The organism is Roseateles sp. Mitsp63, from assembly GCF_059491535.1.
This window is the reverse complement of sequence record NZ_CP168509.1, coordinates 3,016,658-3,034,419: the sequence shown is the minus strand read 5'-3', so window position 1 is coordinate 3,034,419 and position 17,762 is coordinate 3,016,658. Positions and strand designations below refer to the sequence as shown.

19 protein-coding genes and 1 tRNA gene are annotated in these 17,762 nt (G+C 67.8%); all 20 read right to left on the bottom strand.

Translation table 11 applies throughout. The features are described 5' to 3' along the window. Positions 1-16: 16 nt before the first annotated feature. On the bottom strand, positions 17-1,405 hold the full coding sequence (nuoF, locus tag ACEN96_RS13450) for an NADH-quinone oxidoreductase subunit NuoF (RefSeq protein ID WP_495588496.1): 1,389 nt from the start codon (positions 1,403-1,405) through the stop codon (positions 17-19). Between the two features lie 12 nt (positions 1,406-1,417). Continuing rightward, a complete protein-coding gene (locus ACEN96_RS13445) occupies positions 1,418-1,945 on the bottom strand; it encodes an NADH-quinone oxidoreductase subunit NuoE family protein (protein ID WP_495588495.1) in 528 nt (175 codons plus the stop codon). A gap of 11 nt (positions 1,946-1,956) precedes the next feature. Then, positions 1,957-3,213, bottom strand: coding sequence for an NADH-quinone oxidoreductase subunit D (locus ACEN96_RS13440; RefSeq protein ID WP_495588494.1), 1,257 nt, complete (start codon positions 3,211-3,213; stop codon positions 1,957-1,959). 2 nt (positions 3,214-3,215) lie between these two features. Then, positions 3,216-3,812, bottom strand: a complete 597-nt coding sequence (locus ACEN96_RS13435) for an NADH-quinone oxidoreductase subunit C (protein WP_495588493.1) — start codon at positions 3,810-3,812, stop codon at positions 3,216-3,218. A 20-nt stretch (positions 3,813-3,832) separates the two neighbouring features. Next, the gene (locus tag ACEN96_RS13430; protein WP_067067101.1) at positions 3,833-4,309 is read right to left on the bottom strand and encodes a NuoB/complex I 20 kDa subunit family protein; all 477 of its coding nucleotides are present in this window, start codon (positions 4,307-4,309) and stop codon (positions 3,833-3,835) included. Positions 4,310-4,480: 171 nt separating this feature from the next. After that, positions 4,481-4,840 (bottom strand): NADH-quinone oxidoreductase subunit A, encoded by a 360-nt coding sequence (locus ACEN96_RS13425; protein ID WP_343637507.1) that lies wholly within the window; start codon positions 4,838-4,840, stop codon positions 4,481-4,483. Positions 4,841-5,132: 292 nt separating this feature from the next. Next, a tRNA-Leu gene (locus tag ACEN96_RS13420) sits at positions 5,133-5,217 on the bottom strand. A gap of 134 nt (positions 5,218-5,351) precedes the next feature. Next, positions 5,352-5,735 carry a preprotein translocase subunit SecG gene (gene secG, locus ACEN96_RS13415; protein ID WP_495588492.1) on the bottom strand — a complete coding sequence of 128 codons (384 nt, stop codon included), beginning with the start codon at positions 5,733-5,735 and terminating at the stop codon, positions 5,352-5,354. A 34-nt stretch (positions 5,736-5,769) separates the two neighbouring features. Beyond that, positions 5,770-6,510 carry a triose-phosphate isomerase gene (gene tpiA / locus ACEN96_RS13410; RefSeq protein WP_495588491.1) on the bottom strand — a complete coding sequence of 247 codons (741 nt, stop codon included), beginning with the start codon at positions 6,508-6,510 and terminating at the stop codon, positions 5,770-5,772. Positions 6,511-6,558: 48 nt separating this feature from the next. After that, a complete protein-coding gene (locus ACEN96_RS13405) occupies positions 6,559-7,545 on the bottom strand; it encodes an NAD(P)H-quinone oxidoreductase (RefSeq protein WP_495588490.1) in 987 nt (328 codons plus the stop codon). Positions 7,546-7,573: 28 nt separating this feature from the next. Further along, complete coding sequence (gene pnp / locus ACEN96_RS13400; RefSeq protein ID WP_495588489.1) at positions 7,574-9,712, bottom strand: polyribonucleotide nucleotidyltransferase; 2,139 nt, start codon at positions 9,710-9,712, stop codon at positions 7,574-7,576. 287 nt (positions 9,713-9,999) lie between these two features. Next, a complete protein-coding gene (rpsO, locus tag ACEN96_RS13395; RefSeq protein ID WP_343637517.1) occupies positions 10,000-10,269 on the bottom strand; it encodes a 30S ribosomal protein S15 in 270 nt (89 codons plus the stop codon). A 184-nt stretch (positions 10,270-10,453) separates the two neighbouring features. Next, positions 10,454-11,668: a branched-chain amino acid ABC transporter substrate-binding protein gene (locus tag ACEN96_RS13390; protein WP_495588488.1), complete on the bottom strand. Its 1,215-nt coding sequence runs from the start codon at positions 11,666-11,668 to the stop codon at positions 10,454-10,456. Between the two features lie 98 nt (positions 11,669-11,766). Then, positions 11,767-12,825: a tRNA (adenosine(37)-N6)-threonylcarbamoyltransferase complex transferase subunit TsaD gene (gene tsaD, locus ACEN96_RS13385; protein ID WP_495588487.1), complete on the bottom strand. Its 1,059-nt coding sequence runs from the start codon at positions 12,823-12,825 to the stop codon at positions 11,767-11,769. Between the two features lie 7 nt (positions 12,826-12,832). Then, entirely contained in the window at positions 12,833-13,171 is a 339-nt protein-coding gene (gene fdx, locus ACEN96_RS13380) for an ISC system 2Fe-2S type ferredoxin (protein ID WP_279759358.1), read from the bottom strand. Positions 13,172-13,205: 34 nt separating this feature from the next. Beyond that, positions 13,206-15,074, bottom strand: coding sequence for a Fe-S protein assembly chaperone HscA (hscA, locus tag ACEN96_RS13375; protein WP_495588486.1), 1,869 nt, complete (start codon positions 15,072-15,074; stop codon positions 13,206-13,208). Positions 15,075-15,104: 30 nt separating this feature from the next. Further along, a complete protein-coding gene (hscB, locus tag ACEN96_RS13370; RefSeq protein WP_495588485.1) occupies positions 15,105-15,626 on the bottom strand; it encodes a Fe-S protein assembly co-chaperone HscB in 522 nt (173 codons plus the stop codon). Positions 15,627-15,704: 78 nt separating this feature from the next. Continuing rightward, positions 15,705-16,028 (bottom strand): iron-sulfur cluster assembly protein IscA, encoded by a 324-nt coding sequence (gene iscA / locus ACEN96_RS13365; RefSeq protein WP_343637529.1) that lies wholly within the window; start codon positions 16,026-16,028, stop codon positions 15,705-15,707. Between the two features lie 8 nt (positions 16,029-16,036). Continuing rightward, entirely contained in the window at positions 16,037-16,435 is a 399-nt protein-coding gene (iscU, locus tag ACEN96_RS13360) for a Fe-S cluster assembly scaffold IscU (protein WP_495588484.1), read from the bottom strand. Positions 16,436-16,477: 42 nt separating this feature from the next. Further along, positions 16,478-17,698, bottom strand: coding sequence for an IscS subfamily cysteine desulfurase (locus ACEN96_RS13355; RefSeq protein WP_495588483.1), 1,221 nt, complete (start codon positions 17,696-17,698; stop codon positions 16,478-16,480). Between the last annotated feature and the right edge of the window lie 64 nt (positions 17,699-17,762).

The window sequence follows — 17,762 nt, the reverse complement described above, 5'->3', positions numbered from 1 at the left end:
TTCTCAGCGGCTCCGATCAGGCATGCGCCGGCGACTTCGCCGTGGCGGACGGGGACGACGCGGCGGGCGCCTTGTTCTGCTGGGCCTGCTCGATCATCGCGATGAACTCGCCCTTGAAGTGCTTGAGCATCGCGCGCACCGGCATCGCCGCGGCATCGCCCAGCGCGCAGATGGTGCGGCCCTGGATGTTGTCGGCCACGGAGTTCAGCAGGTCGATGTCCTCGACGCGGCCCTTGCCGTGGGCGATGCGCTCGATCACGCGGTGCATCCAGCCCGTGCCCTCGCGGCAGGGGGTGCACTGGCCGCAGGACTCGTGCGCGTAGAAGTAGGACAGGCGCAGCAGGCTCGTCACCATGCAGCGGGTCTCGTCCATCACGATGACGGCGCCCGAGCCCAGCATCGAGCCGGCCTTGGCGATGGAGTCATAGTCCATCGTGCACTGCATCATGATGTCGGCCGGCAGCACCGGCGCCGACGAGCCGCCCGGGATCACCGCCTTGAGCTTGCGGCCGCCGCGCATGCCGCCGGCGAGCTCGAGCAGCTTCTCGAACGGGGTGCCCAGCGGGATCTCGTAGTTGCCCGGACGCTCGACGTCGCCGGAGATCGAGAAGATCTTGGTGCCGCCGTTGTTGGGCTTGCCGACTTCCAGGTAGGCCTGGCCGCCGTTGCGGATGATCCAGGGCACCGCGGCGAAGGTCTCGGTGTTGTTGATCGTGGTGGGCTTGCCGTACAGGCCGAACGAGGCCGGGAACGGCGGCTTGAAGCGCGGCTGGCCCTTCTTGCCTTCCAGCGATTCCAGCAGCGCGGTTTCCTCGCCGCAGATGTAGGCGCCGAAACCGTGGTGCGCATGCAGCTGGAAGCTGAAGCCGCTGCCCAGGATGTTGTCGCCCAGCAGGCCGGCCGCGCGGGCCTCTTCCAGGGCCGCCTCGAAGCGCTCGTAGACCTCGAAGATCTCGCCGTGGATGTAGTTGTAGCCGACCTTGATGCCCATGGCATACGCCGCGATCGCCATCCCTTCGATGACGATGTGCGGGTTGTACATGAGGATGTCGCGGTCCTTGCAGGTGCCCGGCTCGCCTTCGTCGCTGTTGCAGACGAGGTACTTCGCGCCCGGGAATTGGCGCGGCATGAAGCTCCACTTCAGGCCGGTCGGGAAGCCGGCGCCGCCGCGGCCGCGCAGGCCCGAGGCCTTCACTTCGGCGATGACCTGGTCGGCGGTCATGCCCTGTCCTTCGCCCTGGGCCAGGATCTTGCGCAGCGCCTGGTAGCCGCCGCGCGCTTCATAGTCCTTCAGCGACCAGTTGCTGCCATCAAGGCCCGCATAGATCTGCGGGGTGATGTTGCGGTCGTGGAAGCAGGTTTCCTTGCCGGTGGCCTGCCACTTCGAGAGATCGATGTTCGTCATCGTCCTGGTCCCTCAGTTCTGGTTGGCTGCCGACTGCTGGCCATGGTGCGCTCTGAGCGCGTCCACCAGCTCGTCCAGCCGCTCGGCGCTCATGAAGCTCAGCATCTGGCGGTCGTTGACCAGCATCACCGGCGAGTCGGCGCAGGCGCCCAGGCACTCGCTCTGCTGCACGGTGAAGACGCCGTCGGCGGTGGTGCCGCCGGCCTCGACGCCCAGCTTCGCGCACAGGTGGTCCAGCGCCTTCTGGCCGTCGCGCAGCTGGCACGGCAGGTTGGTGCAGACGTTCAGCTTGAACCGGCCCAGCTTGCGCTGGTTGTACATGTTGTAGAAGGTCGTGACCTCGTAGACGGCGATCGCCGGCATGCCCAGGTAGTCGGCGATCGCGTCCTCGGCCTCGCGGGACACGTAGCCCTGCTCCTGCTGGACGATGGACAGGCAGGCCATCACGGCCGATTGCGCCTGATCCGCCGGGTACTTGGCGACCTCGCGCGCGAAGCGGGCCGCGGTGGCCTCGCTCAAGACAAATTCAGTGCTGCTCATCGCTTCACCACTCAACGGTCAATTTCACCGAACACGATGTCCATCGTGCCGATCACGGCCACGGCGTCGGCAATCATGTGGCCACGGGCCATCTCGTCCAGCGCGGCCAGGTGCGAATAGCCCGGCGCGCGGATCTTCAGCCGGTACGGCTTGTTGGCGCCGTCGCTGACGATGTAGATGCCGAACTCGCCCTTCGGATGCTCGACCGAGGCGTAGGCCTCGCCCTCGGGGACGCGGAAGCCTTCGGTGAACAGCTTGAAGTGGTGGATCAGCTCTTCCATGCTGGTCTTCATCGCCACGCGCGAGGGCGGCGCCACCTTGTGGTTGTCGGTGATGACCGGACCCGGATTGGCCTTGAGCCACTTCACGCACTGCTGCACGATGCGGTTGGACTGGCGCATCTCCTCGACCCGCACGCAGTAGCGGTCGTAGGTGTCGCCGTTGGTGCCGACCGGGATGTCGAAGTCCATGCGGCCGTACACGTCGTAGGGCTGGGTCTTGCGGGTGTCCCAGGCGATGCCCGAGCCGCGCAGCATCGGGCCGGTCAGGCCCAGATTCAGCGCGCGCTCCGGCGTCACGACGCCGATGCCCACCGTGCGCTGCTTCCAGATGCGGTTGTCGGTCAGCAGCGTCTCGTAGTCGTCGACGTTGGCCGGGAAGCGATTGCAGAAGTCCTCGATGAAATCGAGCAGCGAGCCCTGGCGGTTCTCGTTGAGCTTGTCGATCGCCTTCTGGTTCTTGATCTTGCTGACCTTGTACTGCGGCATCGCGTCCGGCAGGTCGCGGTACACGCCGCCCGGACGGAAGTAGGCCGCGTGCATGCGCGCGCCCGAGACCGCCTCGTACATGTCGAAGATGTCCTCACGCTCGCGGAAGCAGTAGATGAGGATGTTCATCGCGCCGCAGTCGATGCCGTGCGCGCCCAGCCAGAGCAGGTGGTTCAGGATGCGGGTGAGTTCCGAGAACATCACGCGGATGTACTGCGCGCGCTCGGGGACCTCCAGGCCCAGCATCTTCTCGATGGCCAGGCAGTAGGCATGCTCGTTGGCCATCATCGACACGTAGTCGAGGCGGTCCATGTAGGGCAGCGACTGGATGAAGGTCTTGGACTCGGCCAGCTTCTCGGTGGCGCGGTGCAGCAGGCCGATGTGCGGGTCGGCGCGCTGGATCACTTCGCCGTCCAGCTCGAGCACCAGGCGCAGCACCCCGTGCGCGGCCGGATGCTGGGGACCGAAGTTCAGGGTGTAGTTCTTGATTTCGGCTGGCATGCTCACAGGCCCCCGTAGTTGTCTTCGCGGATCACGCGCGGGGTGATCTCGCGCGGCTCGATCGTGACCGGCTGGTAGATCACGCGCTTCTGCTCGGGGTCGTAGCGCATCTCGACATGGCCCGTCACCGGGAAGTCCTTGCGCATCGGGTGGCCGATGAAACCGTAGTCGGTCAGGATGCGGCGCAGGTCCTCATGCCCTTCGAAGATGATCCCGTACAGGTCGAACGCCTCGCGCTCGAACCAGTTGGCGGCATTCCAGATCGGCGTGACCGCGGCCACCGACGGGAAGTCGTCGTCCGGCGCGAAGACCTTGACGCGCAGGCGCCAGTTCTTGTTGATCGACAGCAGGTGCGAGACGACCGCGAAGCGCGCGCCGTCGTAGGCGCCGTCCTTGTAGGCCGAGTAGTCCACGCCGCACAGGTCGATCAGCTGCTCGAAGCGCAGCTCCGAGTGATCGCGCAGCAGCTTGGCGACGTTGAAGTAGTCCTTGGCCGCGACGGTGATGGTGATTTCGCCCAGCTCGCGCTTGAACGCGACGATCTGGTCGCCCAGCACGGCATGCAACGCCGCCTGCAGGGTGTCGAGTTTCATGGTCATGGGAGTCAGCCTGCTTCTGCTCAGCGAGCGATGGTGTTCTCGCGACGGATCTTGGCCTGCAGCTGCAGGATGCCGTAGAGCAGCGCCTCGGCGGTCGGCGGACAGCCCGGGACATAGACGTCGACCGGGACGATGCGGTCACAGCCCCGCACCACCGAATAGCTGTAGTGGTAGTAGCCGCCGCCGTTCGCGCAGCTGCCCATCGACAGCACCCAGCGCGGCTCGGCCATCTGGTCGTAGACCTTGCGCAGGGCCGGCGCCATCTTGTTGCACAGCGTGCCGGCCACGATCATCAGGTCGGACTGGCGCGGGCTCGGACGGAACAGCATGCCGAAGCGGTCGATGTCGTAGCGCGCGGCGCCCGCGTGCATCATCTCCACCGCGCAGCAGGCGAGACCGAAGGTCATCGGCCACAACGAGCCGGTCTTGGACCAGTTCACCAGCTTGTCCAGCTGGGTGGTCATGAAGCCTTCCTTCAAAACGCCTTCGTTACCCATATCGAATTTCCAATCTTTCGAGATCAGCGGAGAAGGGTTTCGATCTGCGGACATCACTTGACGCCCTCTTGACGACTCGCCCTTCCCTAACGGACACGCGCCCGAAACGGGCGCCGTGTCCTGATGCATTCACGGCTCCGGCCCCGGGGCCGGGAGTCCGCCACCGGGCGCTCACTCCCAGTCGAGCGCGCCCTTCTTCCACTCGTAGGCGAAGCCCACGACCAGGATGCCCAGGAAGATCATCATCGCCCAGAAGCCCGGCGCACCGATCTCGCGCAGCGAGACGGCCCACGGGAACAGGAAGGCGATTTCCAGATCGAAGAGGATGAAGAGGATGGCGACGAGGTAGTAGCGCACGTCGAACTTCATGCGCGCGTCCTCGAAGGCCTCGAAGCCGCACTCGTAGGGGCTGTTCTTCGCCGCGTCAGGGCGACGCGGGCCGGCCAGGAAGCCCAGCACTTGCGGGGCGATACCCACTCCGCAACCGACCAGGATGAAAAGGATGACGGGCAGGTATTGTTCCAGGCTCACGGCTTGCTCTCGTTTTGATGCCGGGATTCGAAATATGCCGACTGGGCGCGGCAAAACCAATTCCCGACGTGTCACCGATGATTGGCGGACCTGAGGCCGACCAACGATTCGGCAAAAGCAACGGGCGCGCCGCCAGCGATTATCCAATCGCTCACGGACCGCGCCCGCCTTGTCCTCCGGAGAATCGCACACATGTATTGCGTGGAGATTTCCTGAGTCCCTCGACCCGCTTGATCACTCTCGATCCGGCTTTCCGGCTAGATCGCGAAGACCATGGCAGGCCGATTTATTTTGGTGCCGACGGCGAGACTCGAACTCGCACAGCTTTCGCCACTACCCCCTCAAGATAGCGTGTCTACCAATTTCACCACGTCGGCTTGTTGTCACCCTTCAGTGACCTTGTCTTGACGGCTCGCGTTTCAGACAGCCTCGAATTCTATACAGCTTTCTGGGGTCCGAAAGGAAACCAAGGCAATTTTATTCAGGCGCTTGCGCTTGCCGCCCACGTCTGTCAGTTGGACGCCGCGGAAGCCGCGGCCGACGGCGCGGCCTGAGGAGCGATCGAGGCGCCCGGCAGCGCGGCGGCGGATGCCGGCTGAGCGGCGCGCTCCAGCAGTTGCTCGCCCGCCGACGGACCGGCGTTGAAGCCGCCGTCGCGATGGCTGCCCATGTAGGCCAGCGCCAGCGTCGACACGAAGAAGATCGTCGCCGCGACCGCGGTCGAGCGCGACAGGAAGTTGGCACTGCCGGTCGCGCCGAACAGCGAGCCCGAGGCGCCGCTGCCGAACGAGGCACCCATGTCCGCGCCCTTGCCGTGCTGCACCAGCACCAGGCCGATCATCGTCAGGGCCGCGAGCAGCTGCAGCACCAGCACCAGATTCATCATCACTTGCATTGCTTTTTTCTCCAGGAACCTTGAACGCCGGGCTTCAGCCGGCAGCGCGGCAGATCGCCGCGAAATCAGCGGCCTTCAGCGCGGCGCCTCCGATGAGGCCGCCATCGATGTCAGGCTGCGCAAACAGTTGGACGGCGTTGTCGGGCTTGACGCTGCCGCCGTACAGGATCTGCATCTGATCAGCCTTCTGCGTGGCCGCGCGCAGCTGCTGGCGGAGCAAGGCATGCACCTGCTGCGCCTGCTCCGGCGTGGCCGTCAGGCCGGTGCCGATCGCCCACACCGGCTCATAGGCCACCACGATCTCGCCGATGCAGTGCGTCAGCGTGTGGATCACCGCGGCCAGCTGGCGCTTGACGACCTCTTCGGTGCGGCCGGACTCGCGCTCGGCCAGCGTCTCGCCGACGCAGACGATCGGCGTGACGCCATGCGCCAGCGCCGCCTTGGCCTTGTCGGCAACCAGCTGGTCGCTCTCGGCGTGGTACGCGCGGCGCTCCGAGTGGCCGACGATCGCATAGCGGCAACCGATGTCCGCCAGCATCGCCGAGGACACCTCGCCGGTGAACGCGCCCTGCTCGTGCGCCGAGCAATCCTGCGCGCCGTACGCGACCTGCGTGCCGGTCAGCGCGAGCGCCGTCTCCGTGATGTACGGGAACGGAACGCACACGGCGACCTGGGCATTCCACGGGCCAGCTTCCTTCAGGCCCGCCAGCAGCACGGCGTTGGCTGCACGGTTGCCATGCATCTTCCAGTTGCCGACCACCAGTTTCTTGCGCATCAGATCAACTCCCTTGAAACCGAAAATCCTTGTGGCGAAGCCCGAGGCTCACCACGTCAGCACGATCTTGCCGACATGCTCACCCGATTCCATCAGCGCATGCGCCGCGGCGGCATCCGACGCGGGCAATTGGCGATAGATCACGGGAGCGATGGCCCGCGACTCGAGCAGCGGCCACACCCGCTCGCGCAGCGCGCGGGCGATGCCAGCCTTGAACTCGACCGGACGCGGGCGCAGCGTGGATCCCGTGATCGTCAGCCGGCGGCGCAGGACCTGACCCGCGTCGAACTCGGCCTTCACGCCACCCTGCACCGCGATGATCACGGCACGTCCGTCGTCGGCCAGGCATTGCACGTTGCGGGCGACATAGCCACCCGCCACCATGTCCAGGATCACGTCGACGCCACGCCCCTCGGTCGCGGCCTTCGCCTCTTCGACGAAGTCCTGCTCGCGATAGTTGATCGCGACGTCGGCGCCCAGCGCCAGGCAGGCCCTGGCCTTGTCCGCGCTGCCGACGGTGACCAGCACCTTCGAGCCCAGCGCCTTCGCGATCTGGATCGCCGTCACGCCGATGCCGCTGCTGCCACCGTGCACCAGCAGGCTTTCACCGGGCTGCAGGCGGGCGCGCTCGAAGACATTGCTCCAGACGGTGAAGAAGGTCTCCGGCAGGCTGGCGGCCTCGGCCATGCTCCAGCCCGCCGGGACCGGCAGGCACTGGACCACCGGCGCCACGCATCGCTCGGCATACCCGCCGCCCGCGACCAGCGCGCAGACCGCGTCGCCGGTCTTCAGACCGGCGGCGGCCAGCGCCTGGGCATCGCCGGACTCGATGGTCCCCGCGACTTCCAGGCCCGGCAGATCGCTGGCACCCGCCGGCGGCGGATACGCGCCCTTGCGCTGCAGGACGTCCGGCCGGTTGATGCCGTAGGCCTGCACGCGGATCAGGCATTCGCCAACCCCGGCGACGGGCTCGGCGCGGTCGACCAGTTGCAGGACCTCCGGTCCGCCGGGCTGGGTGATGGCGATCGCCTTCATGACGTGACGCGCGGTGCGATCGGGCCGATTACTCGGCCGAGCCTTCGCCGTGGTAAGGAGCGGCCGGGGCCGCGTCGCGGTCCAGCAGCGCCTTCATCGACAGCTTGATGCGGCCCTTCTCGTCGGTCTCGAGCACCTTGACCTTGACGATCTGGCCTTCGCTCAGGAAGTCGGTGACCTTCTCGACGCGCTGGTGCGCGATCTGGCTGATGTGCAGCAGACCATCCTTGCCCGGCAGGATGTTGATCAGCGCGCCGAAGTCCAGGATCTTGGTGACCGGGCCTTCGTAGACCTTGCCGATCTCCGCTTCGGCGGTGATCTGCTCGATGCGCTTCTTGGCCAGTTCGGCCTTGTCGCCATCGGTCGAGGCGATGGTGATGGTGCCGTCCTCGGCGATGTCGATCTGCGTGCCGGTTTCCTCGGTCAGCGCGCGGATGGTGGCGCCGCCCTTGCCGATCACGTCGCGGATCTTCTCCGGATTGATCTTCATCGTGTACAGGCGGGGCGCGAACTGCGAGATCTCGGCATTGGCCGAGCCCATCGCGCCGACCATCTTCTCCAGGATGTGCAGACGCGCTTCCTTGGCCTGCGCCAGGGCGACCTGCATGATCTCCTTGGTGATGCCCTGAATCTTGATGTCCATCTGCAGCGCGGTGATGCCCGCGGTCGTGCCGGCCACCTTGAAGTCCATGTCGCCCAGATGATCCTCATCGCCCAGGATGTCGGTCAGCACGGCGAAGCGGTTGGCATCCTTGATCAGGCCCATGGCGATGCCGGCGACGTGCGCCTTCAGCGGCACGCCGGCGTCCAGCAGCGACAGGCAGCCGCCGCAGACCGAGGCCATCGACGAGGAGCCGTTCGATTCGGTGATCTCCGAGACCACGCGGATCGAGTACGGGAAGTCTTCCTTGGTCGGCAGCACCGCGACCAGCGCGCGCTTGGCCAGGCGGCCGTGGCCGATCTCGCGGCGCTTGGGGCTGCCCACGCGGCCCGTTTCGCCGGTGGCGAACGGGGGCATGTTGTAGTGCAGCATGAAGCGCTCGGAGTACTCGCCGGCCAGCGCGTCGATGACCTGCGCGTCGCGGTCGGTGCCCAGCGTCGCGGCGACCAGCGCCTGCGTCTCGCCGCGGGTGAACAGCGCCGAGCCGTGGGCGCGCGGCAGCACGCTGTTGCGGATCTCGATGGCGCGGACGGTGCGGGTGTCGCGGCCGTCGATGCGCGGCTCGCCGGCCAGGATCTGGCCGCGCACGATGCGGGCTTCGATCTCGAACAGCAGGCCGTCGACTTCCACGCCGTCGAAGGCGACGCCTTCGGCGGTCAGGGCGTCCTTGACCTTGGCGTAGGCGGTGCGGCAGGCCTCGGTGCGGGCCTGCTTCGAGCGGATCTGGTAGGCGGCGCGCAGTTCGTCCTCGGCCAGCGCGGTGACCTTGGCGATGAAGGCTTCATCCTTGGCCGGCGCGGTCCAGTTCCAGGACGGCTTGCCGGCTTCGCGGACCAGCTCGTTGATCGCGGCGATCGCGATCTTGCCCTGGTCGTGGCCGTAGGTGACGGCGCCCAGCATGATGTCTTCGCTCAGCTGGTCGGCTTCGGACTCGACCATCAGCACGGCGGCTTCGGTGCCGGCGACCACCAGGTCCAGCTTCGAGTCGATCAGCTGGGTCTTGCCCGGGTTCAGCACGTACTCGCCGTTGACATAGCCCACGCGCGCGGCGCCGATCGGGCCGTTGAACGGGATGCCCGAGATCGACAGCGCGGCGCTCGTCGCGATCATCGCGGCGATGTCGGCCTGGACTTCCGGGTTCAGCGAGACGGTGTGGATGACGACCTGGACTTCGTTGAAGAAGCCTTCCGGGAACAGCGGGCGGATCGGGCGGTCGATCAGGCGCGAGGTCAGGGTCTCGAGCTCGCTCGGACGGCCTTCACGCTTGAAGAAGCTGCCGGGGATCTTGCCGGCGGCGTAGGTCTTCTCGATGTAGTCGACGGTCAGCGGGAAGAAGTCCTGGCCGGCCTTGGGAGAGGACTTGGCGACGACGGTCGCCAGCACCACGGTGTCCTCGATGTTCACGAGCACGGCGCCGGTGGATTGACGGGCGATCTCGCCGGTCTCCATCACGACCTGATGCTGGCCCCATTGGAAGGTCTTCGTGACCTTGTTGAACATGCTCATTCGAGTTCTCCTCAGTTCATGGATGCGCCGCTCGCGGTGCGGCGCGGAACCGGGAGTGAAGCTGGGTTTGGCGGGATGCCATTCCAGAGCGCCTGCTTGCCCGGCCCTGCCGGCAAGCGCATTGGAATGACACAGCAGCGCCACGTCAGCCCGACTCCGTCTGTTCAGTTCACCGGCGGATCCACCGGTGGATCCGCCGCTGGCGGGACGTCCCGCCGGCGGCGTTCAGAAACGACAAAGAGCCTGTTGGAATCAGACCAATCAGGCTCTTTGCTTTCATGCGCCGATTACTTGCGCAGACCCAGCTTCTGGATCAGGGCGGTGTAGCGGTCGGCGTCCTTGTTCTTCAGGTAGGCCAGCAGGCTCTTGCGCTGGTTGACCATCTTCAGCAGGCCGCGGCGGCCGTGGTGGTCCTTGGCGTGCAGCTTGAAGTGGGGGGTCAGCTCGTTGATGCGGGCCGTCAGCAGGGCGACTTGCACCTCGGGGGAGCCGGTGTCGTTGGCGCTGCGGGCGTTGGCCTTGACGATCTCGGCCTTGTTCTGGTCGAAGCTGGACATGTTGCGATCCTTGTTCCGGATGTATTCGGAAGGTCCGCCGGCATGGCCCAGGAAGGCATCGAGTGCGCAGACGGTTTCCGAGGTTGGACTTGCGGTCACAGGTGAAACCGACCCGTGCCGTGCTGATCGTCCCAGCGGATGACCCGCCAGGACAGCCGCGCAGTATAGCGCAACGCCACGCTTTTCAGGAGGGGCGCGTCATCCGGCAGTTGGCGGGCTGCTCCGCCTGGGCGGCGTCGAGGTAGCGCAAGGTGCGGAAACCGTAGCCGGAGCCCTCGTTGTCGTGCGCCACGCCGGCCTCGCCCGCCCGGCGCATGACGCTGACGTACAGCGGCTGCTGCAGTTGGTGGTCCGACGGCCGCATCCAGCCCTGGTGCGCCACGCCGAGCGGCCGCCCGTCGAGCTTCAGCCCCTCCAGCGCCAGCGCGACCGCCCTCGGTTCGGCGCTGCCCGCCTTCTCGATGGCCGCGACCAGCATCTCGACCATCAGCTGCATCCGCGCATGCAGATAGTCGTGCTCCGGCTTCGGGAAGCGCTGGCGGAAGGCGGCGTAGAAGCGCTCCGCATCGGCGCTGCCGACGTTCGGATGCCATTCGGCCACCGCCAGCACGCGGTCGACCCCCGCCTCGCCGAGCACCCCCGGCACGCCCAGCGCATTGCCGTAGAACGTGTAGAAGCGCGCATCCAGGCCGATGTCGCGGGCCGCCTTGATCAGCAGCGTCAGGTCATTCCCCCAGTTGCCGGTGAGCACGGCCTGCGCGCCGCTGGCGCGGATCTTGGTGGCGTACGGCAGGAAGTCCTTCACGCGTCCGAGCGGATGCAGCTCATCGCCGACGATCTCCAGATCCGGGCGGCGTCTGGCGAGCATCGCCCTCGCCTGCTCGCGCAGATGCTGGCCGAAGCTGTAGTCCTGGCCGATCAGGTAGACCCGCTTGAGCGCGCGATCCTGCGCCATCACCTCGATCAGCGCGGCGAGCCGCATGTCGGTGTGCGCGTCGAAGCGGAAGTGCCAGAAGCTGCACTGCGCGCCGGTGAGTACCGGATCGACGGCCGCGTAGTTGAGGAACAGCGCGCGGCGCGCCGGCTCGCGGGCATTGTGCTTGTCGAGCGCCGCGATCAGCGCGCCGGCCACCGCCGAGCTGTTGCCCTGCAGCACGAAAGGGATGGACTGGTCGGTCGCCCCGCGCAGCAGCGACAGCGACTCCTCGACCGAGCCCTTGCTGTCGAAGCGCACCAGCTCGAGCGACCGCGCGCCGCCGGGCAGCTTGACGCCGCCGCGCGCGTTGACGCGCTCGGTGGCCCAGACGAGGTTGCGCAGCACCGCCTCGCCGCCATTGCCGAGCGGGCCGGACAGGCCTTCGATCAGCGCGAGGCGGATGGGCGCCCGGCTCTGGGCCATGGCGGCCGGCGGCAGCCATGCAGCCGCCGCGATGACGGCCAATGCCGCGGCGCAGATCGCGGCGCCCCGGACGGCCGCCGCCCGCCTCGTCCGCCGGATCACAGCTGCGCCGGACCGGCCAGTTGCGACAGATCCCAGCGCGGCTTGACCTCGAAGCCGCCGCCGCGCGTGAGCGCCGCCATGTCGCGCTGCAGACGCAGCGCGGCGGCGAGCGCGATCATCGCGCCGTTGTCGGTGCACAGATGCAGCTCGGGATAGTGGACGCGGACGCGGCGCTTCTCGCAGACGGCATTCAGCTGCTCGCGCAGCCGCTGGTTCGCGCCGACGCCGCCCGCGACGACCAGCCGCTTCAGGCCGGTTTCCTTCAGCGCGAGCAGCGCCTTCTTGAGCAGCACCTCGACGATCGCCGCCTGCGTCGACGCGGCGAGATCCGCGCGCTGCGGGTCCGTCATCCCGCCGGGCTGGGCCTCGAGTTTGCGGACCTGGGTCAGCACCGCCGTCTTCAGGCCGGCGAAGCTGAAGTCCGGCTTGCCGCTGTGCAGCAGCGGACGCGGCAGCGCGAACGCCTCCGGATCGCCCCGCTCCGCCAGCTTCGACAGATGCGGGCCGCCGGGATACGGCAGGCCGAGCAGCTTGGCCGACTTGTCGAAGGCCTCGCCGGCCGCGTCGTCGATGGTCTCGCCGAGCAGCTCGTAGCTGCCGACGTCGTCGACACGCATCAGCTGCGTGTGCCCGCCCGAGACGAGCAGCGCGACAAACGGGAACTCCGGCGGATCCTCGGAGAGGAACGGCGACAGCAGATGCCCCTCCAGGTGATGGATCCCCATCACCGGCCGGTCCAGCGCCGCGCCCAGCGAGGCCGCCACGCCCGCGCCGACCAGCAGCGCGCCGGCCAGCCCCGGCCCCTGCGTGTAGGCGACGACATCGACATCGGCCAGCGACAGCCCCGCGCTGGCGAGCACCTCGCGCGTCAGCGGCAGCACGCGGCGGATGTGGTCGCGCGAGGCCAGCTCGGGCACCACGCCGCCGTAGGCCTGGTGCATCGAGATCTGGCTGTGCAGCGCATGCGCCAGCAGCCGGGGCACGCCGTCGCCGGACGCGTCGACCAGCGCCACGCCGGTTTCATCGCAGGAGGATTCGATGCCGAGGACCCGCATCGCTACCTCAATGGTTTTCCTTGGCGTGGTTGATCGAGTACTTGGGGATCTCGACCGTCACGTCGGTGTTGGACAGGATGGCCTGGCAGGACAGGCGCGAGTTGGGCTCCAGGCCCCAGGCGCGGTCCAGCATGTCCTCCTCGTTCTCCTCCATCTCGGACAGCGAGGCGAAGCCCTCGCGCACGATCACATGGCAGGTCGTGCAGGCGCAGACCTGGTCGCAGGCGTGCTCGATCTCGACGCCGTTGTCCAGCAGCGCCTCGCAGATCGTGGTGCCGGACGGGGCCGAGAGCGTCTTGCCCTCGGGGGCGTACTCGGGATGGGGAAGGATCTTGATGACGGGCATGGGATGTCCTTGAAGCTGGCGGCGGGGCTCGCGTTCAGACTTGATCGATGCTGCGGCCGGTCAGGGCCTGCTGGATGCCGCGGTTCATGCGCGCGGCGGCGAAGGCCTCGGTGCCCTTGGCCAGCGCCTGGACGGCGGCATCGATGGCATCGGCGTTCGCGGCGGTGTCGTCGGCCTGCGCCCGCGCGAGCAGCTCCGCCTGCAGCGCGGCGATGTCGGCGCGCTCGGCCTCGCTGAGCAGGTCGCCATCGGCGCGCAGCGCGGACTGGGTGGCCAGGATCATCCGCTCGGCCTCGACGCGCGCCTCGCGCAGCTTGCGGGCGGCCATGTCGGACTCGGCGCTCGCGAAGCCCTCGCGCAGCATCGAGGCGATCTGGTCGTCGGACAGGCCGTAGCTCGGCTTGACCTGCACCGCCGCCTCGACGCCCGAGCCCAGCTCGCGCGCCGACACGCTCAGCAGGCCGTCGGCATCGACCTGGAAGGTCACGCGGATGCGGGCCGCGCCGGCGGCCATCGGCGGGATGCCGCGCAGCTCGAAGCGGGCCAGCGAGCGGCACTCGCTCACCAGTTCGCGCTCGCCCTGCAGCACGTGGACCGCCAACGCGGTCTGGCCATCCTTGAAGGTGGTGAAGTCCTGCGCCTTCGCCACCGGGATGGTGGCGTTGCGCTCGATGATGCGTTCGACCAGGCCGCCCATGGTCTCCAGGCCCAGCGACAGCGGAATCACGTCCAGCAGCAGGATCTCGCCGTCGGCGCTGTTGCCGGCCAGCTGATTGGCCTGCACGGCGGCGCCCAGCGCGACGACCTCGTCGGGATTCAGATTGGTCAGCACCTCGCGGCCGAACAGCTCGCCGACGGTGCGGCGCACGATGGGCATGCGCGTCGAGCCGCCGACCATCACCGTGCCATGGACCTCGCCGGCCGTGACCTTCGCGTCGCGCAGCACGCGGCGCACCGCCAGCAGCGTCTTGTGGACCAGCGGCATCGCCAGCTCGTCGAACTGGGCGCGCGAGACCTCGACGCCCAGCGGCCCGGCGTCGAGCGCGGCGCTCAGCGTCACGCGCTCGCTGTCGGTCAGGCCTTCCTTGGCCTGGCGGGCCGCCACCAGCACGCGGCGCTTGTCCTGCGCGCTGGTCACGGTCAAACCCGCTTGCTGCAGCGCCCAATCGGCGAGCAGGCGGTCGAAGTCGTCGCCGCCCAGCTGCGCGTCGCCGCCGGTGGCCACGACCTCGAAGACGCCCTGGGTCAGGCGCAGCAGCGAGATGTCGAAGGTGCCGCCGCCCAGGTCGTAGACGGCGTAGAGCCCTTCGCTGCCGTTGTCCAGCCCGTAGGCGATCGCGGCGGCGGTGGGCTCGTTGATCAGGCGCAGCACGTTCAGGCCCGCGAGTTGCGCCGCGTCCTTGGTGGCCTGGCGCTGCGCGTCGTCGAAATACGCGGGCACCGTGATGACGGCGCCGAACAGGTCGTCGTTGAAGGTGTCCTCGGCGCGCTGGCGCAGCGTGGCCAGGATCTCGGCGCTGATCTCGACCGGCGACTTCAGGCCCTCGCGGGTGGCCAGGCTCAGCATGCCGGCCGTGTCCTCGAAGCGGTAAGGCAGCTTGTCGCGATTGGCGATGTCGTCGACGCGGCGGCCCATGAAGCGCTTCACCGAGACGATGGTGTTCTCCGGATCCTCGGCCTGCGCGGCCAGCGCGTCGTAGCCGAACTGGCGCCGCCCTTCGGGCATCACGCGCACCGCCGACGGCAGGATCACGCGGCCCTGGTCATCGGGCAGGCACTCGGCGACGCCGTGGCGCACCGCCGCCACCAGCGAATGCGTCGTGCCCAGGTCGATGCCCACGGCGATGCGCCGCTGATGGGGATCGGGCGACGCGCCGGGTTCGGAGATTTGCAGCAGGGCCATGGTGTCTGGTCTTGTTCTTCGAAGGGGAAATCAGGAATGCTCGAGCGCGTCCAGCCGCTGGTCGATGTCGGCGCGGAAGCGCGTCAGGAACATCAGCGCGCGCACCGATTCGGCGGCCGCCGCGGCATTGCCCTCGTCGTCGAGCTGGCGGCCGGCCTGGGCCAGCAGCGCGCGCTCGCGGCCGGCGACCTGCTGGTCGATGGCCAGGATCGCCTCGGGCGTCTTCGCCTCGTCCAGCGACTCGCGCCATTCCATCTGCTCCATCAGGAAGGCAGCCGGCATGCGGGTGTTCTCGTTGGCCTGGATCGGGGCGCCGCGCAGCTCGCAAAGGTAGGAGGCGCGCTTGAGCGGATCGCGCAGGCGCTGGTGCGCCTCGTTGACGCGCAGCGACCACTGCATCGCCAGGCGCTGCGAGGCGGCGCCATCGGCGGCGAAGCGGTCCGGATGCACCTTGGCCGCCAGCGCCTTCCAGCGCTGCGCGATCTCGGCGCCGTCCTGCGCGAAGCGCTGCGGCAAGCCGAACAGGGTGAAGTCGTCGTCGTCGAGTCTCATGAACTCAGTCGCTCGGTCGCTGGCGCGCACGAAGAAAAAAGCGCGGCTCCGCGGCCGCGCCTTTCCTCGCGCGCGAACTCAGACGCGGAAGGATTCGCCGCAGCCGCAGCGGTCCTTTTCGCGCGGGTTGCGGAACTTGAAGCCCTCGTTCAGGCCCTCGCGGACGAAGTCCAGCTCGGTGCCGTCCAGGTACGGAAGGCTCTTGGGATCGATCAGCACCTTGACGCCATGACCTTCGAAGACGATGTCCTCGGGAGCGACCTCATCGGCGTACTCCAGCTTGTAGGCCAGGCCCGAACAGCCGGTGGTCTTGACGCCCAGGCGCACGCCCACGCCGCGGCCGCGCTTGCTGATGTAGCGCGTGACGTGGCGGGCGGCGGCTTCGGTCAGGGTGACGGACATCGCGGACCTCAGGCGGTGACGGCGGCGCCGTGCTTGGCGCGGTAGTCGTCGACGGCGGCCTTGATCGCGTCCTCGGCCAGGATCGAGCAATGGATCTTGACCGGCGGCAGCGCCAGTTCCTCGGCGATCTGGTTGTTCTTGATGGACAGCGCCTCGTCGAGGGATTTGCCCTTGACCCACTCGGTGACCAGCGAGCTCGACGCGATGGCGGAGCCGCAGCCGTAGGTCTTGAACTTGGCGTCCTCGATCAGGCCGGTGGCCGGGTTCACCTTGATCTGCAGCTTCATCACGTCGCCGCAGGCCGGGGCGCCGACCATGCCGGTGCCGACCGACTCGTCGCCCTTGTCGAAGCCACCCACGTTGCGGGGGTTCTCGTAGTGGTCGATGACCTTGTCGCTGTATGCCATGTCAGTTCTCCAACGTCTCTTGTTCGGGGGTGCGCGGGCGCGTCAGTGGGCGGCCCACTGGATGGTGCTGATGTCGATGCCGTCCTTGTACATGTCCCACAGCGGGGACAGTTCGCGCAGCTTGGCCACGCGATCCTTGAGCAGCGTGACGGCGTAATCGATCTCTTCCTCGGTCGTGAAGCGGCCGATCGTCATGCGCAGCGAGGAATGCGCCAGTTCGTCGCTGCGGCCCAGCGCGCGCAGCACGTAGCTGGGTTCCAGGCTGGCGGACGTGCAGGCCGAGCCCGAGGACACGGCGATGCCCTTGATGCCCATGATCAGCGACTCGCCCTCGACGTAGTTGAACGAGGCGTTGACGTTGTGGGGCACGCGGCGCTCGAGGTCGCCGTTGATGAAGACCTGCTCGATGTCCTTCAGGCCGTCCAGCAGGCGCTGCTGCAGCGCCTTGATGCGGGGCAGCTCGGTGGCCATCTCCTCGCGGGCGATGCGGAAGGCCTCGCCCATGCCGACGATCTGGTGCGTGGGCAGCGTGCCCGAGCGCAGGCCGCGCTCGTGGCCGCCGCCGTGCATCTGGGCTTCCAGGCGCACGCGCGGCTTGCGGCGCACGTACAGCGCGCCGATGCCCTTGGGGCCGTAGCTCTTGTGCGAGGCCAGGCTCATCAGGTCGACCGGCAGCGTGGCCAGGTCGATCTCCACCTTGCCGGTGGCCTGCGCGGCGTCGACGTGGAAGATGATGCCCTTCTCGCGGCACAGCGCGCCGATGGCCGGGATGTCCTGGATCACGCCGATCTCGTTGTTCACGAACATCACCGAGATCAGGATGGTGTCGGGGCGGATCGCGGCCTTCAGCACGTCGAAGTCGATCAGGCCGTCTTCCTTGACGTCGAGGTAGGTCACCTCGAAGCCCTGGCGCTCCAGTTCGCGCGTCGTGTCGAGCACGGCCTTGTGCTCGGTCTTGACGGTGATCAGGTGCTTGCCGCGGGACTGGTAGAAGTTGGCCGCGCCCTTGATGGCGAGGTTGTTGGACTCGGTCGCGCCGGAGGTCCAGACGATCTCGCGCGGATCGGCGCCGATCAGCGCGGCGACCTGGCCGCGGGCCTTCTCCACGGCTTCTTCCGCTTCCCATCCCCAGGCATGGCTGCGCGACGCCGGGTTGCCGAAATGCTCGCGCAACCACGGGATCATCGCGTCGACGACGCGCGGATCCACCGGCGTGGTGGCGCCGTAGTCCATGTAGATGGGGAAGTGCGGGGTCATGTCCATGGGAACGTTCTTCTTATCGACTACTGAATCGGGTTGACGCGGATCGGAGCGGACCGGAGGGCCG

Excerpts from the sequence above, each read along its gene's own strand:
- hscB (WP_495588485.1), bottom strand. The coding sequence starts at position 15,626 with ATGAGACTCGACGACGACGACTTCACCCTGTTCGGCTTGCCGCAGCGC.
- ACEN96_RS13355 (WP_495588483.1), bottom strand. The coding sequence starts at position 17,698 with ATGGACATGACCCCGCACTTCCCCATCTACATGGACTACGGCGCCACC.
- hscA (WP_495588486.1), bottom strand. The coding sequence starts at position 15,074 with ATGGCCCTGCTGCAAATCTCCGAACCCGGCGCGTCGCCCGATCCCCAT.
- iscU (WP_495588484.1), bottom strand. The coding sequence starts at position 16,435 with ATGGCATACAGCGACAAGGTCATCGACCACTACGAGAACCCCCGCAAC.
- pnp (WP_495588489.1), bottom strand. The coding sequence starts at position 9,712 with ATGAGCATGTTCAACAAGGTCACGAAGACCTTCCAATGGGGCCAGCAT.
- ACEN96_RS13405 (WP_495588490.1), bottom strand. The coding sequence starts at position 7,545 with ATGAAGGCGATCGCCATCACCCAGCCCGGCGGACCGGAGGTCCTGCAA.
- tpiA (WP_495588491.1), bottom strand. The coding sequence starts at position 6,510 with ATGCGCAAGAAACTGGTGGTCGGCAACTGGAAGATGCATGGCAACCGT.
- tsaD (WP_495588487.1), bottom strand. The coding sequence starts at position 12,825 with ATGCGGGTCCTCGGCATCGAATCCTCCTGCGATGAAACCGGCGTGGCG.
- ACEN96_RS13440 (WP_495588494.1), bottom strand. The coding sequence starts at position 3,213 with ATGCCAGCCGAAATCAAGAACTACACCCTGAACTTCGGTCCCCAGCAT.
- iscA (WP_343637529.1), bottom strand. The coding sequence starts at position 16,028 with ATGTCCGTCACCCTGACCGAAGCCGCCGCCCGCCACGTCACGCGCTAC.
- fdx (WP_279759358.1), bottom strand. The coding sequence starts at position 13,171 with ATGCCCGTCATCAAGATCCTTCCCCATCCCGAGTACGCCCCCGAGGGC.
- secG (WP_495588492.1), bottom strand. The coding sequence starts at position 5,735 with ATGCAAGTGATGATGAATCTGGTGCTGGTGCTGCAGCTGCTCGCGGCC.
- ACEN96_RS13430 (WP_067067101.1), bottom strand. The coding sequence starts at position 4,309 with ATGGGTAACGAAGGCGTTTTGAAGGAAGGCTTCATGACCACCCAGCTG.
- ACEN96_RS13445 (WP_495588495.1), bottom strand. The coding sequence starts at position 1,945 with ATGAGCAGCACTGAATTTGTCTTGAGCGAGGCCACCGCGGCCCGCTTC.
- ACEN96_RS13435 (WP_495588493.1), bottom strand. The coding sequence starts at position 3,812 with ATGACCATGAAACTCGACACCCTGCAGGCGGCGTTGCATGCCGTGCTG.
- ACEN96_RS13390 (WP_495588488.1), bottom strand. The coding sequence starts at position 11,668 with ATGGCCCAGAGCCGGGCGCCCATCCGCCTCGCGCTGATCGAAGGCCTG.
- rpsO (WP_343637517.1), bottom strand. The coding sequence starts at position 10,269 with ATGTCCAGCTTCGACCAGAACAAGGCCGAGATCGTCAAGGCCAACGCC.
- nuoF (WP_495588496.1), bottom strand. The coding sequence starts at position 1,405 with ATGACGAACATCGATCTCTCGAAGTGGCAGGCCACCGGCAAGGAAACC.